Below are 15,847 nucleotides of genomic sequence, written 5' to 3' on the forward strand. Positions count from 1 at the left end.
ATTTGTGCGTGCATCTAAATACACTCCAACAATAATTTCGGACGAAGGCAAGTACCCAATACTTAAGAAATGTCAGCAAGCGTCTTTTGCACAGATTATTCTTAAGATCGGCCCAAACGTCGCCATAAGACTCCAGCCCGGGCTTAAAGTCTGGTCCCTCCTCCCAGCGGCGAATCCGGCACCATAGCGGGCCGGCGGCCCAGCTCTTCGGGCAGGGAGCAGGTTTTCATGCGGGGCAGCACGTAGCGGGCGAAGAGTTCGCATTCTTCCAGGTGGGGGTAGCCGGAAAGGATGAAAGACCGAATGCCCATGGCGTGGTAGCGCATCAGCTTGTCGTAGACCTGATCGGGGGTACCGACGATGGCGGCCCCGCAGCCGCTGCGGGCGCGGCCGATGCCGGTCCAGAGGTGATCTTCGACGAAGCCGTCCTTGTCCGATTGTTCCCGGAGGGCAGCCTGCTTGCTTACGCCATAAGATTTGGCGTCAAGGGCCCGGTTCTTCAGCTCTTCGCCGGATTCATCATCGATGAGGTGCATCAGATCCCGGCTGGCCTGGAGAGCCTCAGCTTCCGTCTCCCGGACGATGACGTGGACCCGGAGACCGAAGTCGAGCGTTCGTCCAAACTTTGCACCTGCGGCCGCGCCCACCTTCTGCATGTGCGCCTGAATCTTGTCTTCTGTTTCCGGCCACATCAGGTAGACATCGCAATGCTCGGCGCACAGCTCTACCCCATCCGGGCTGTACCCACCGAAATAAAGCAGCGGGCCACCATTTTGCTGGTAGGGCCTGACCGGGGCCGTGGGCAGGTCAAGATCGTAAAACTCTCCCCTAAAAGAAAGATGATCTTTCGTCCAGCATTGCTTCAGTATTTCAATCACCTCCCGGCTTTTGCGGTAGCGGACGGCGCTTTCCACTTTGGTTCCCGGCAGGTCACTACTGATGATGTTGACGGTCAGTTTGCCCAGCAGCATATGATCGAGCGTAGCCAGCGCGCGGGCCAGCATGGGGGGATGCACCTCTCCGCAACGGATGGCCGTAAGCAGGTTCATCTGCCGCAGTTGTGGAGCCAGGGCAGCGGCGAAGGTCAGGGTATCCTGCCCGACCTGATAACTGCTGGGCAAGAGCATATTCCGGTACCCCAGCTCATCCGCCGTACGGGCGATCTGGCTGGCGTTGCGAAAACTGCTTTTGTAGAAAGGATCCCGTTTGCCCAGAAAGCGGTCATCACCGTTACAGATGGGGGCAAACCAGGAAACTTCGGCGGAGGGGAGATGGGCAGATCTGACGGGATTGGACAAGGCTAATGATTTGGGCGTAAAAATAACCTTAGCGCTGACATACCTGAGTCAAAGTGAATCCCCTCCCCTACTGTAGCTCTAAACGATACACATCTGTCCTCCGATCCTGCAAGTTATGAACGGAGCCATGTTCGTGTAATTCTTTGAGCAGGTCCAGATCAACGTCCGCCACGAGAATCATTTCGGTATTCGGGGTTGCTTCGGCTTTGACCCCATTGGAGGGGAAAGCAAAATCACAGGGCGTAAAAACCATTGACTGGGCGTACTGAATGTCCATATTGTGCACCTTCGGCAGGTTACCCACTGAACCCGCAATGGCCACATAACATTCGTTTTCGATGGCTCGCGCCTGGGAGCAGTGGCGTACCCGGCTGTAGCCATTCTGGGTGTCGGTCAGAAAAGGAACGAAGAGAATGTTCATTCCCTGCCCGGCCAATAGCCTGGGCAATTCCGGAAACTCGACATCATAGCAGATTACAATACCAATCTTTCCACAGTCGGTATCGAATGTTTTTACCTGATTTCCTCCGGTCATGCCCCAGACTTTCACCTCATCGGGGGTAACGTGAAGCTTATAGAATTTCTCCATCGTACCATCCCGCTTACAGAGAAAGCCCACATTGTATAATGTTCCGTTTTCCACGGAAGGCATGGAGCCGGTGATGATGTTAATATTGTACTGAATGCTAAACTCGCTGAACTTGCGCACAATGGGCTCTGTGAACTCTGCCAGCTTCCGGATGGCATCCGGCTCGGAGAGGTTGTTATAGGCAGCCATGAGTGGTGCATTGAAAAACTCGGGGAAGAGGGCAAAGTCAGAGCGGTAGTTACTCACCGTCTGGACGAAATACTCCATCTGTTCAATGAGCTCCTCGAGGGTCCGGTACGGACGCATCTGCCACTGAACGAGGCCAAGCCGGACAACACTTTTGGTGGTAGAGGGCTTCTTCGTAGGAGGAGTATACAAGACGTTATTCCACATCAGGAGCGCCGCATATTCTTTACTGTCCGTATCCCCCTCCAGATAGCCCTTGATGATCTTCTTGACGTAGAAATCGTTAGCGAATTGAAAATTGAGCACGGGGTCATGAATTTCCCGCGACTTGACAGCCTCCATGTATTTCCGTACCGGCATTTCCTTTGCGTAAAGGTGGTACTTGGGCAAGCGGCCTCCGAAGACGATCCCTTCCAGATTGAGTTGTTCACAAAGCTCTTTTCGGTAGTCGTACATCCGCCGCCCCAGGCGGAGACCTCGGAAGGCTGGCGCAACAAACACATCAATACCGTATAGCATATTACCCTCAGCAGTGTGGGTATTAAAGCTATAGTCGCCGGTAATTTCGGCGTAGGTGTGGTTATCCCCAAACTGAGGGTAATCGACAATAATACTCAGTGCGCAACCCGCCAGTTGCCCGTCGATTAGTATCGCAATCTGCCCTTCGGGGAACACGTCAATCAGTTTCTGGATCTCGTGCCGTTCCCATGCTGATTCCGGAAGAACAGCGTAGGCTTCTTCCATTAATGCTTTGAGCTGACGATACTGACCGATCGTGAGGTACTTCAGCTCAATTTTTTCAATACTGTCAGCCAGATTGGTACTTGTAGCTTCCTTTTCGGGATTTGCGGGCATAAATAGTTTTCTCTTGGTTTATCCGCGTATAGAACACTCTACACCCCAAAAAGTGCGGGAGACACCTGCCGGAAATCAACCGCTGAGTTTAGCCTCAGACCGGGAAACATTCCCTCCCGGATTACCCAAGCCCCTCGTTTACTGCTTAACAAACTTCCCTAGTCCTGCTTTTCCGTCAGTAACCAGGTAAAGCCCGGGAGCGAGCCCGCTAATATCTACTCCATCGAAGAAATCATTACTTCTGATGTTATCTTTTACTAACCGTCCCCGGGCGTCAAAAATCCTCAGGATGTCGTGTAGTTTCAGGTCTCTGAAAAACACTTTATCGTCGGCGGGGTTAGGAAACAGCTCAATGGTTCTGTCTGATGTTCTGGCCGGATCATTGATAGAAACGGGAAAACGAGAACAATCTTCACCCGGCAGGTTGTAGCAGCGGGAGGCAGCTCCCCGGGTGATGTCCCAGTCTACCCCCGCCAGCCAACGTTCGCGACCACTTTCATAAGCTCCCGCATCCGGAGCCGCACCCTGAAAGCCATCAGTAATTCCACTGATTTCCCGACCGGCGTCGATGGCAGAAGAGCCTTCCACCAGAGAGAAATCCAGCCCGGACTCCTCCATAAAGGGAGAGGCTCCGGAAGCAAGAATCACATTATTCTGCTTATCGGATTGTGGTTCAAGTTCAGGGCTGTTGGTCAGCGTATTCCAGATTTTCACGTTACTGAAAGCCGTACCGGGCTTGTGCCAGGCATCAAAGGCCTTGGAGCCGTCCCACAAAGTATTATTGAAAATATCCAGGTCTTTTCCGTTCCAGTTAATTTGTACGCTGGACCACTCCGTGTCATACACCACATTATGATGCACCCTTACGCCTTCGGGGTCATTGTCCAGATAAATACCCGCTGCCTTTTTAAGGTCTCCTCTGCCGTAGGCATCGTGAAACCAGTTGTGGTCGATCTCCATATTCAGTCCGGTCCCGATCGTGTAGAGCAGTGCACAATCATCAGCAATGAGGTTACTATTAGAAATGTCGTTATACCCGACCCGGGAGTTTTTACTGATGATTTGAATGCCGTCCCGACCGCCGTTGGTGATGGTGTTTTTCAGCACCAGTGCATTGTTTTGGCCACGCACCATTAAGGGCGCATCGTAGTCGCCAATGAAATTAAAATCGTGGATGTAATTATTTTCTATCGTCGTTCCACTCCCACTATCCCAGATGCCGGTTCCGGCTCCAAAACCGATTTCGCAGTGTTCGATTCGGGTATCCACGGCATTCCACTTCACATCAACGGCCCGGCTTTCAGCGTGAAAATTCCTGGTGATCCCTCTGGTATAGCTACCATAGAAGCTGGACATACCGTAGAGACGATTGCCCCTCCCTTCGATCTCTACTTTGCCGCCGAAGATGGCAAAGTTTTCCAGGCTGATGTAGTCTTTTCCCTTAAGATCAACCACCAGACTACGTCGTCTCATCTGTACCTGCCCGTCCGCTGGCTGCTCACCGCCCGGCAGCTGAACGTAAAGCGTTTTACTGGCTTCGTCGAACCACCATTCATTTTGGTAATCAAGCACTTCCTTAATTCCTTCCAAAAAGTAATCTCCCCCGTCAGCAGGTGGGTGGAAGGTGCGAATCCAGTCCTGATTTTTCTCCAGGTCAAAATTGACTCTCCCGGCGGAGCTGGAAGTAATGAAGGCTTTCCAGGTTGTCCAGCCGGAGCCTGGCCGGTCGCCATAAAAGAGGATAGAGCCCCCCGTCCAGTCGAAATCAGGAATGTCCGAATCCGTAAGAAAGGCATTGAATTCTGTTTCTCCGGGGCTACCGCTATCATTACGCAGCGAGTTGAGGGTAAAAGGATTACCGTCAGTATTATCAGGCCAGCGGGCCAGGTCCATGGCCGTGGCACCATTCATCACAAAATTTTCCTGCTTAAGGTCCCAGTCAATAGTTGTTTTGAAGCGACTATTCCCATCCGCCGTAAAACCATTTAACGCTTGCATAGCAGTAAGGATAACACGGTCTTCGCCGGCAGCGCGAAAAGTAATCGGGTTACCGGGGCTTCCCGAATTGGCCGGACGGAGCATTTCCTCATAGGTTCCTTCATGGATGATCACGATATCTCCGGCGACAGCGAGGCCGGCGGCTTTACCGATGGTCAGGAAAGGCGCGGCGGCCGTGCCGTCATTATCATCGCTTCCCGTTTTAGAGACGTGATATTCCGCTGCCGATAGTGCGCAGGAAAAGAAAAAGAAAATGGCGAGAATGAAACCGGGTCCTTTGTGCATGATTACTTTTTAGTACAATGTTGCTTCGAATGTAAGGGCATAAACAGCCACCTCAACACCAATTATCCGATGGTGATGGAAGGATGAACAATTGTGGTAGACAATCCTGAGCAGCTTCTGAAAATGTCGGGCGACGGGGCGCAGGTGCAAGGAAACCCTGAAGAGCAAACATTCACTAAAAAAGCCCTGCACTAAGGTGCAGGGCCTCTGAAATGGGGATTATAAGTTCGTTTACTTCTGGCGTACGTTCATGGGACCAAAGCGCAAAATCTGAATACGCATTTAGCAAAATAAGCCTCCGAACAGGGTTCGGAGGCCTGGTAGCTTGCGCTACAAATTCCTACTTCAATTTATATAATTTTAAAATTCAGAAAAATGCGTGTGTGTGTGATTATGTGTGGTAGTTAACTTTTAATTCGCCTGCACAATAATAGCCACCAACTACCTGGTCCGGAGGGCAAGTCAAACTCAAACAGGTATAATCACTGACCAAAACAGGTGTTTATACCTATTTACTTTTGTTAGAAAAACACTTGTTGATCCGGCTTATCAACTCCTTCAGCGATTTAAGCAGAACGGTTAGCCAGCTTTCCCTTAAACTAGTACAGTGTAACATAGGTATTCATTGATTTATGCCTGGTCTTTTGCCCACCAGCATCATCACATTAGTTATGAATACTAAAAACTTAAAGCTAACCCGTTTAAAATTTTCATCTGCTTGCGGTATGCCCAAAACTTTTCGCCCCTCGTAAGCTGTTACTTCCATAAGACTCCCCCCCTCCTGCCAGCAGTAGTGTGTGGCAGCTTACCCCACCCCTGCGGCAAAGTTAAACACCCCCGAAATACCAATCTCTTGCGTTACGCCATTTCTGACATCCACGGTTGCTCCAAAACGTTTAAGCTAGCCCTCTCCGAAATAAATCTTCAACCTACGGACGAACTTTTCCTCCTGGGCGACTACATCGATCGTGGGCCCGACAGCCAGGGCGTTCTGGAAATGATCTGGGACCTGGAAGCCAGTGGACAGCCAATAGTCTGTCTGCGGGGCAACCATGAAGAAATGGTGTTAGAGTATGTAGCCGGCAAGAGAGACCGCTACGAATGGTTTCCCCAACCGGAGCTAAAGCAAAAAACGCTTAACTGGTTTGCCTCCCTGCCCCATTACCACGAAACGCCGGGCTACATTCTGGTGCACGCCGGACTTAATTTCCTGCACCCTGAACCATTATCGGACGAATACGAAATGCTCTGGGCGCGCTATTGGTATGATGACATGGTCAAAAATCCGGACTTCCTGGGCGACCGCATCGTCATCCATGGCCACACCCCGGCTAAGATGCTGAGCATCCGCAAGAGTATTCAGCTCATGGCCGAAAACCAGTACACCTGCATCGATTCCGGCTGTTCTCAGGAAATGGAAGGGATGGGTTACCTGACCGTACTGAACCTCGACACGCAGGAGGGGACGTTTGTGCGGTGTATTGATTAGCCATCCGCCAACCTCCCTCGCCAGTATTCCAACGTCGCTTCCGCATCCTCTAGCCTGGCGGGTTCCAATTCTTCCGTCCACTCCATGCCTGCCTGAGCGTAACGATGGTGAGCATGAGTAGCGTGGATGTTTCGCTCGCGGGCAATGTAGTATTCCAGAAAGGCGACAACCGCTGCCCCCTGCCCTGCGTCCAGGGTAGCATGGAGGCTGGCCTGCCGCTGCTTCGCAAAATCGTCCCCTTCCCGCAGTAGCCAGATCACATTGATATTGCTGTAAGGTTGGTTAATCTCCAGCATCAACGCAGCTGGCAGGTAGTGCCGCCAACCGTCTGGCCGAAGGTAGCTGAAGGCCGATTGACAATCGAGTAACTGTTCCGGGCTGATTTCGTGCCATCGGCGACCGGGCAGGTGCTCGGTCGTGAAGTTGGGCTGCCCGTAATCATCGTCCGTTTGCCCCGCGTAGATGTCATATCCGTCAGCGGGGAAGGGAGCATCGATAAAAGCGTCGTGAATTTGCTGTTCGAGAGAGGTGAGGGGCATGAGGCCAGGCTACTGTTTTGTTCGTAACGCTTTATGATGGCCGGGAAGTTTTTGTTACGGAGGAAAAGAAGGATCGCTGCGCAATAGGCTTTGAACAGCGATTTGGGCAGCGTTACCACCCTTGGCATTCGTATTCCAATGTCCGTTATTTACGACGGGGTAGAATTCGAGGACTAGTGAAACCCCTATATCGCCTGCAAAATATCATATTGAGACACCAGGTATTTCCGGCCCGAACGGTCAGTAGTCACTACGGCAGGGTTTTCCTTCGTGATGTGCTTACCTAACTCTGAGAGTGTCATTTCCGTACTGACTTCCGGGAAAGGTTCCCGCATGATTTCTTTCACCGTTTTTTCGGCGTTGTCCATCGGGTTGGCCAGCAGAAAGTTGAGGACGTCGGTTTCGATGATGGAGCCAACGGACTTTTCTCCTTCTACGACTGGCATCTGGCTGAAAGCATGCTCTTTCATCATTTTGAGCGCTTCGCGGACCGAAGCTGAAGGCTCAATACCCGCAAAGGCAGCATCTTTCTTCAGCGCGATGAGATCATTCACCCGTAGTTCTGTGTCCAGGAATCCACGTTCCCGCATCCAGTCATCGTTGTATATTTTACCAACGTAGCGGCTGCCGTGATCGTGGATAACGACAACGACCAGGTCGTCGGGCTTGAGCTCGTCCTTCATCTGCAGCAATCCGGCGACGGCGGAGCCGGCGCTATAACCGAGCAAGAGTCCTTCTTCCTGGGCCAGACGGCGGGCCATTACGGCACCGTCTTTATCCGTTACTTTCTCGAAATGGTCGATGATGCTGAAGTCAACGTTCTTCGGTAGAATGTCTTCGCCGATCCCTTCGGTGATGTAGGGGTAAATCTCTTTTTCGTCGAACTCCCCCGTTTCATGGTACTTCTTGAAGACAGAGCCGTAGGTATCCACGCCCCAGATCTTCACCTCCGGGTTTTGCTCCTTGAGGTAGCGGCCGGTACCAGAGATCGTTCCTCCCGTCCCAACACCCACAATCATGTGGGTAACCTTACCGTCCGTCTGTTTCCAGATCTCGGGGCCGGTGCTTTCATAGTGCGCCTGGCGGTTGCTCAGGTTATCGTATTGGTTGAACCAGTAGCTGTTAGGGATTTCCTTACTCAGTCGCTCCGCCACAGAGTAGTAGCTACGGGGGTCTTCAGGAGTAACGTTCGTCGGGCAAACGATCACTTCCGCGCCCATGGCGCGGAGGATATCAAACTTCTCCTTGCTCTGCTTATCGCTGGTGGTAAAAATGCAACGATAGCCCTTCACACAAGCCGCCAGGGCGAGCCCCATCCCCGTGTTACCAGACGTACACTCGATGATGGTACCACCGGGTTTCAGGCGGCCATCCGCTTCCGCGTCGAGCACCATCTTGAGCCCCATACGATCTTTAATGCTATGACCGGGGTTGAAGGTTTCCACTTTCATCACTACACGACAGGGCAAGCCGGCAACGACTTTGTGCAGTTCCACCATCGGCGTGTTTCCGATTGTTTCGAGAATGTTGTTCTTGATATCCATTGGCTTGTTTTCTTGGGCGGGGCGAAGGTACAACATGGGGGCGGGTTGCGGGTGCCAGTTGCCGGGTGCGAGGTGCCGGGTCCTCATGTCCGCACCTGGCAACCCGGCACCTGGCAACTGGCAACTGGCACCCCGCAACTACCCCTTGCAACTTAACCCACACTTAACATTGACCTCCAAACATCGACCTATCTTGCGCGATCTTTTTTAGGTTTTCTAATTATCCTGCATGGACCCCACGCTGATTATCATGTGGCTTGGATTCATTCTCGCCGGCTACGCCGTCGTTGGTAATGATTCTATTCAGACGCTTGGCACCTTTCTTTCCTCTAATGAAGAGCGTCCCTGGTACGTGCTTTGGGCCTTTGCGGGTTCCATTCTGGCCTTCACACTCATCTATGGCTGGTTTCATTACTCCGGAGACGTGAGCTACGGCCGCCTGGAAAAGTATGACTTCGTAGAAAATATGAGCTGGCCCTACCTGCTGCCGCCACTGGTGCTGATGCTGCTGACCCGAACGGGAATTCCGGTGAGTACCTCTTTTCTGGTACTGACTTTCTTTAAACCGAAGGGCTTGTATGCGATGACGACGAAGTCCATCCTGGGCTACGCCCTGGCTTTTTGCGTGGCCATCATTGTCTGGCAGCTGATCACTAAAGCTCTAGATAAGAAGTTCATCTCCAGTGATATCACCCGCAGCGAACGCCGCAACTGGACCATCCTCCAGTGGCTCTCTACCGGTTTCCTCTGGGGGCAATGGCTCATTCAGGACTTTGCCAACATCTACGTATACCTGCCAAGATCCCTGACGGCCGTTGAGATTGGCCTGTCTCTGACCATTTTGCTGACCATGCTCGGCATTATCTTTTACAGTAAGGGAGGCAATATTCAAAAAATCGTCAAGGCAAAAACAAATACAGCCGACATTCGCTCCGCTACTATCATTGACTTCATCTACGGTCTGGTCCTGCTCTTTTTCAAAGAGTTCAGCAATGTCCCGATGTCTACCACCTGGGTATTCCTGGGCCTGCTGGCGGGGCGGGAGATTGCCATTCGCTACAAAATGGAATTAGGCAAAGAACCCTCGGACATCAAAGCTGCTCCTACGGCCCACTACCTCGGTATTGCCCTCAACATCCTGGTCCTGGGTATGATCGGCTACGTCGTTTACCTGCGGGATGCCGTTCAGGACTGGATCATCTTCGTCATGGCGGCCGTCATGATCGCCCGCGCCGTAGTCATCTATTACGAAACAATTCCCGGCCGACTCAACCTCAAAGCCGCCTTCAAAGACATCGGCAAAGACCTCGGCAAGGTCACCTTCGGGCTGCTGGTTAGTATCGCCCTGGTGTTCATTATGCGGTTCCTCCTGACGGGATCCTTTGCGGGGCCGATGTAGGGTTGTACCGCCGACTTCAGTCGGCGGAAAGCGTAGGCAGTCGGACCTAAGCTGGCCACGGCTCCGAGCGTCCGGACGGAAAATTTGCCGCTGCGCTCCAAATTTATCCATCCGACCGCCTCCGCCTTGCTCTTACGCCCCTCCCCTTGCACCTGCGTTCGCGCCTAAATCAAGTTCTACGCCCGGAACAAGCGGTACAGTAACGGGACGACGTACAGGCTTCCCAAGGTCCCGACCGCCAGCCCGCCAATCACCGTGATGGCCAGTGGTTGTTGCAGCTCCGCGCCCAGCCCGGAAGTGAACAGGACGGGTGCCAGCGCCAGCACGGTCGTCAGGGAGGTCATCACGATGGCCCGAAGCCGACGGCGACTGGCTTCTTTGAGGGCCTCGGCAAGCGGCATACCAGCACGCCGGCCGCGTTCAATCATGTCGACTTTGATGATGGCGTCATTGACCACAATACCACCGGTCACGACCATCCCGATCAGGCTCAACAGGTTCAGGCTGCCGCCCGTAAACCACAGGGCCAGGAGCGAGCCGACCAGGCTCACCGGCACGACCAGCAGCACGACGAAGGGAAGTTTGAGTCCTTCGAACTGAGCGGCCAAAATCAGGTACAGCAACAGGAGGCTGACCAGCAGGACTCCGCCCAGTTCGCCGAGTCGGGTTTGATCCGTCAGTATCCGGCCCGCCAGCTGCGCGGTGAACTGTTGCTGACCGCTCACTAGGGCCATTATTTCGTCTGCCTCAGCGGCCGCAGGCTCCCCCGGAAATACCAGTGAAAGGTATTCACCCGTCCCGTCGGCGGTGAGGACCTGGTAATCGGCTTGTCGTTCCGTGGTGATCAAATAGCGCATGGGAATTTCCTTGCCGTCCTGATTGATGACCGTGGCGCGCATCAGCCGCTCCGTCGTCAGGCCGTCGTCTCCGGCGATGAGCACCGGTAGCGCGCGGTCGTTGGCCCGCAATCGGGTGATCTCGTTTTCGCTGAACAGGGTTAGCAGCCGGCTTCGCAATTGCTCGGGGCTTACCCGGCTCACGCTCAGTTGGGGATAGTTGATGCGTAGGGCAAATGCCTCCTTTCGGGCCGGAGAGACGGGCGTGTGGCCGGCGGCGCGGAGTTGCTCCAATAGTGGTTGCACGCTGTTCCAATCGGGTGTTTCCCGGCCGTTAGCAGCGCGAAGGCGAACCTCGAGATAGGGATCATCATTGAGGAAAATCCGGTCAAAAAGATTAGCAATCGGCTGAAAGGAAATGCTGGCCGAAGGGTAGGCATCGCGGAGCGACGCCAGCCAATCATCGGCAAAGTCAGCGCCCGGAGCGTCCGGCAGAAACAGTTGCACGGTAGAGGCGGTGACGGCCTGGTTTTCCTCCGACAGCAGAAATTGATTTTCGCCCACAAAGGCCGCCGTGTTCCCGCCAAAAGTAGCCCGCCATTCGTTTTCGAGGGCGCGGACGCGGGTGCGATGATCGTTGAGGGGCAATGCCTCGTTCCAGTCAACTTTCAGCTGAAAGTCTGTGCGCGACAACTCCGGGAATCCACGGGCAGGTAGCTGGGTTTGGGTGAAATAGCCGAGGGCTAGCCAGGGGAGGAGAAGGAGGAGCCAGAGGAGGGAAACCTCTCCCCAACCCCTCTCCGGCAGGTTTCGCCTCCGGCTCAACGGAGAGGGGCTTTGTAAAACGCTTCGCGTTTTGGGTTTCAGTAAATAGCTCAGCATTGGTAGCAGGAAGTAAGCCACCAGTAAGGAGGCCGCCAGGGCTAGCGTGACGGCAATAGCTTGATCGCGGAACAAAGCACCGGCTACACCGCTCAGCAATACCAGCGGCAGGAACACGGCGATCGTCGTCAGCGCACTCGAGATTAGTGGGCGGATGACTTCGTTGGTAGCGGCCGCGATTTGCTCTCGCCCCCCTTTAGCAAAGCTTGGGTCCTCGTCCTCAAAACGCGAAGCGTTTTCACTAGCCCCTCTCCGCTGAGCCCCAGGCGAGGCCTGCCGGAGAGGGGTTGGGGAGAGGTTTCCAACGCTTGAAGAGGAGGTTTCCTGACCAGCAATATTATCAAGTACAATAATCGAATTATCAATCATCAGCCCCAGCCCCAGAATCAGCCCCGCCAGCGAGATGACATTAACCGACAGCCCCGCCAGGTAAAAGCCCAATACGGCGACGAGTAATGCGACCGGTACGGCCAGGCCAATCAGCAGTGGACGCCGCCACTCCCGGAAGAAAGCGAAAAGTATCAGGATGGCGAAGCCCGCGCCGTAGAGCAGCCCTCCGCTCAGATTATCAATACTGGCGCGGAGAATGGAAGTCTGGTCGTTGTCGAGATTAAAGCGTAGGTCCGGGTATTCATTCTCCAGATCAGCCACGAGGGTTTGCAGATTCTCCCGCAGGTCGAACAGCCGAGCATCGGCCCGCTTGCGGAGGGTGAAGACGACGCCGGGGTTGCCATCATGGAAGAACAAGCCCCGCGCCGGTTCTGCTTCGTAGCTCACCGTAGCGAGGTCGGACAGCGGGAGGGTACGACCGCCGGAGCCATCGGGGGCCTCCCCTACCCTCAGGTAGAGGTTTTCCAAATCGGTGGCCGTGCGGAGGTCGCCCGTGAAACGGACGTTGTACTGGTAGTAGCCGTCGGCCAGCAGCAGACCACCCAATTCGACGTTAGCGGAACGGAGGAGGTTGCCCAGGTCGGACTCCGTCAGGCCGAGCGCGCGCAGCGCGCCCTGGTTGGGCCGCACCACGATGCGGGGTTCTTGCTGCCCGCTGAGGTCGGCAAAGGCGACTTCAGGAAGTTGTTCGAGGCGGCGACGGAGGACGTTGCGGGCTAGGGCGGAGAGGTCTAGAATCCCCTCGCCTTGGAAACCTCTCCCCCGGCCCCTTTCGCTGCGCGGCTTCTCCGCAGGTCTCTTCGAGCCCGCTCCGAGGTCCAGAGGAGAGGGGGGACGGCTCTGCTCGCTACGCTCGTAAGTAGCTCCTTCGTTCCCCCTCTGGGGCCCAGGGACCTTCGTCACACTCAACTGCACCACCGGAATATCACTCACGTCCGTTGCCAGCACCCGGGGGCGTTCCACTTCGCGGGGAAGCTGGTTCATGGCCTGGTCGATCTTCTCGTTGACCTCGATGAAGGCCAGGTCCGGGTCGGTGCCGAAGGGAAAATCCAGGTAGAGCACCGCTGACTCCTCCCGCGCCCGCGAGCGGATGCCACTCAGTCGGTTCACCTGCAAGAGCGTATTGCGCAGCGGACTCACCACCGCGTCTTCCACCGTCCGCGCTGCCGCATTCGGGTAGCTCACCTGCACACTCACCCGGGGGATGCCCACCTCCGGCAGCAAGGACACCGGGAGCTGGCCTGCGGCCAGCAGGCCGAGGATGATCAACGCCAGGGTCGTGAGGAGGAGGGCGGTGGGGCGGTGGAGGAGGTTGGTTAGGATGGGGAAATAGGTTTCGACAAAAATACAGAAATCAGTGCAGGACAAAGTAGATTAAGCCGCTATAATCCGGAAAAAACTGCGGACTCCAGATAATCCTCACTCCCCCGGCTCCGTAAACAGAAAAATAGAATCTTTTACCGTAAACCCTCTGGTCTTCACCTCCGGTGAAATTTTGTGCGTAGCGCGCAACGCCGATTGATCAAAACTTCCAGGTAGGTTACATATCGTACCTCCTCCTCAACACTGGTGTTTACCACAAAGCGGTATTGTTTTCGGAGCCCTAATATGGCTTAAGTTAGGAAAAACAAGAATTCCTATCTATCCTTTCAGGCGGTAGTTTGATCGGGCGCAAACCAGAGTAATTCCCACGACCTGACTAAATTGAAAGAAAAATCTTCTTGATATTCATATAGTGACACCTATCTCTGGATGACAGATCAAAGTAGATCAAGTAATAAATTCACTCGACAGTAAAATTAAATACGTCAATTGTCATAGCTGTTTCCTTGCCATTTTCGACATAGTATCCCGGGTGGGTCTTAGGGACACAAAGTCCCTCTGAAGAGACAAATATTCCTGCAGGGTGGTAGATGTTATTAGGAAATAAATGTTCTCCTAATATTTTCATCTCTTTATCCATGACAATAATCGAAAAGCGTTCTGGGAAACGATCTAGTTGTACAAATTTCTCTTCTGCACTTCCCAAATCTTCTGGCGGCAGAATCACCAAACGATAAGTCACATTTCTGTAAGGGTCATCGTAAATACCCATATAGCGGGGATTGGTTGCATTATATCGCAGCACATCATCCATTCCTGCCACCTTGTTTCTATTTTGAATTTTATTAGTAATATACTTACTCTTAACCTCGTATTCTTCTGCGGATTCCGTCATTTTATCAATCCGATATATGGTATGATTTCCAATCATCGAGAAGTAAACATAGTTCTCATCCCCCGAAAATATCATTGGCCTGGGAAGGTTTTTTTCGAAGTAATCTTCAGCATATTTAAAACTTAAGAGCCTACTCTTACGTGTCCTTAAATCGTAAGCAGCAATCGGATTTTGTTCAAAATAGTCTTTATCAATTTTCAGAAAATTTATCTCCTGCGGGAAATACACTACGCCATCCTTTACGGATGCATCACGATAGTACCATGAGTCCCATTGAGAGAACGTTGGAGGCTGCGAATCTTCCCACTTGTATTCAAATTTATCAATTATTTGTCCACTTTTACCTACAAGAAAATTACTAGGATATCCTCCAGAAGAAAGTAAAATAGAGTCCTTACCAATTATAGAAAAGCCAACTACTCTTCCAGTTCCTTGAGGCCCTTCCCTTTCAATCCTCATCTTATGATCTATAGACCTATTTGCCACATCATAAACGTAAATTGAATTATCTACTCCATTTAGGTAATACAAGAAATCTTTACCATCCCTATCATGAAAACTTCTGACACAAAAAGAGTTTACACGCATATTATCTGTTAAAGGAAGATCGAAAGAACTCAACTTTTGCATTAAAAAAGAGCCACTTTCTTCTTCCTTACTACACCCTGAATGCATTAAAGTAGTAAAACATAAAAATGACAGTAGTATAAGTTTCATAAATTTTAGCTAATGTTTATTCTCTAAAGGTATAAGTAAAAACGCCATGGAGTAACTATCAAAGCACCCCATGGCGATTACGCTGAGGCTTCGTTAAAACTACTCGTCAGATTCAACTTTTGCGCAAGCCCAGACGGTCCCCCAACATTCGTCTTGGCCTTCGTTCCAATAGTACAAACCACCACCAGCTTCGCTAGCACCACTTCCACCACTGGAACTAGCAACAACATTCGTTGGGGATAAGAAAATTGACAGGCACAATAAGATTGTCATAAATGAAAAATAGCGTTTCATGTTAAAAGGATATTAAGAGCATCCTGCTCGTGGTCTCACCTAGAATTGACGGTAAGAAGTCAGTTATCGTTTTTAAAGTTAGATTTTATTAATCTTAAACTTACCCAAACTTACCCAAACTTACCCAAACTTACCCAAACTTACCCAAACTTCGAGTCGGCATTAAGGACATAGGCTGGTATCAGGAAACTTTGGAGGAATTATTTTCAAAAAAGTCACGGTATTAGTATGGCAGGCGGACGGATTGGTGCGATTCATATCCGGCCATCTTGGGAAGTCGAATTATTCGCAGATAAAACAACTAACAGACCGAAGGGAAGTTGGAGGG

The 15,847-nt window shown here is 52.3% G+C and carries 9 protein-coding genes and 1 pseudogene; 2 read left to right on the plus strand and 8 right to left on the minus strand.

Features of this window, described 5'->3' with window-relative positions; all coding sequences use genetic code 11:
- Positions 1-143: 143 nt before the first annotated feature.
- The 3 genes from BM123_RS16015 to BM123_RS16025 all read right to left on the minus strand — a co-directional run bounded on the left by BM123_RS16015 (position 144) and on the right by BM123_RS16025 (position 5,211).
- Positions 144-1,298 carry an LLM class flavin-dependent oxidoreductase gene (locus BM123_RS16015; RefSeq protein WP_090170353.1) on the minus strand — a complete coding sequence of 385 codons (1,155 nt, stop codon included), beginning with the start codon at positions 1,296-1,298 and terminating at the stop codon, positions 144-146.
- A gap of 67 nt (positions 1,299-1,365) precedes the next feature.
- Positions 1,366-2,928 (minus strand): carbon-nitrogen hydrolase family protein, encoded by a 1,563-nt coding sequence (locus BM123_RS16020; RefSeq protein ID WP_090170356.1) that lies wholly within the window; start codon positions 2,926-2,928, stop codon positions 1,366-1,368.
- A gap of 138 nt (positions 2,929-3,066) precedes the next feature.
- Entirely contained in the window at positions 3,067-5,211 is a 2,145-nt protein-coding gene (locus tag BM123_RS16025; RefSeq protein ID WP_090170358.1) for a right-handed parallel beta-helix repeat-containing protein, read from the minus strand.
- A gap of 853 nt (positions 5,212-6,064) precedes the next feature.
- On the opposite strand from BM123_RS16025, the gene BM123_RS16030 reads away from it, so the two are divergent.
- Entirely contained in the window at positions 6,065-6,700 is a 636-nt protein-coding gene (locus BM123_RS16030; RefSeq protein ID WP_175489423.1) for a metallophosphoesterase family protein, read from the plus strand.
- Here BM123_RS16030 and BM123_RS16035 read toward each other — a convergent pair.
- Both BM123_RS16035 and BM123_RS16040 read right to left on the minus strand, forming a co-directional pair.
- Complete coding sequence (locus BM123_RS16035; protein WP_090170362.1) at positions 6,697-7,239, minus strand: DUF6714 family protein; 543 nt, start codon at positions 7,237-7,239, stop codon at positions 6,697-6,699. The genes BM123_RS16030 and BM123_RS16035 overlap by 4 nt on opposite strands.
- Before the next feature lie 185 nt (positions 7,240-7,424).
- Positions 7,425-8,783, minus strand: a complete 1,359-nt coding sequence (locus tag BM123_RS16040; RefSeq protein ID WP_090170376.1) for a pyridoxal-phosphate dependent enzyme — start codon at positions 8,781-8,783, stop codon at positions 7,425-7,427.
- Between the two features lie 229 nt (positions 8,784-9,012).
- On the opposite strand from BM123_RS16040, the pseudogene BM123_RS16045 reads away from it, so the two are divergent.
- Positions 9,013-9,927: pseudogene (locus BM123_RS16045) on the plus strand (hypothetical protein); the annotation flags it as partial.
- Between the two features lie 431 nt (positions 9,928-10,358).
- On the opposite strand, the gene BM123_RS16050 reads toward BM123_RS16045, so the two are convergent.
- The 3 genes from BM123_RS16050 to BM123_RS24000 all read right to left on the minus strand — a co-directional run bounded on the left by BM123_RS16050 (position 10,359) and on the right by BM123_RS24000 (position 15,519).
- Positions 10,359-13,658: an efflux RND transporter permease subunit gene (locus tag BM123_RS16050; protein WP_090170364.1), complete on the minus strand. Its 3,300-nt coding sequence runs from the start codon at positions 13,656-13,658 to the stop codon at positions 10,359-10,361.
- 415 nt (positions 13,659-14,073) lie between these two features.
- Positions 14,074-15,225: a DUF4221 family protein gene (locus BM123_RS16055; RefSeq protein WP_090170366.1), complete on the minus strand. Its 1,152-nt coding sequence runs from the start codon at positions 15,223-15,225 to the stop codon at positions 14,074-14,076.
- A 99-nt stretch (positions 15,226-15,324) separates the two neighbouring features.
- On the minus strand, positions 15,325-15,519 hold the full coding sequence (locus BM123_RS24000) for a hypothetical protein (protein ID WP_139211914.1): 195 nt from the start codon (positions 15,517-15,519) through the stop codon (positions 15,325-15,327).
- Positions 15,520-15,847: the final 328 nt, after the last annotated feature.

This window comes from Neolewinella agarilytica (genome assembly GCF_900110645.1).
Classification (GTDB): domain Bacteria; phylum Bacteroidota; class Bacteroidia; order Chitinophagales; family Saprospiraceae; genus Neolewinella; species Neolewinella agarilytica.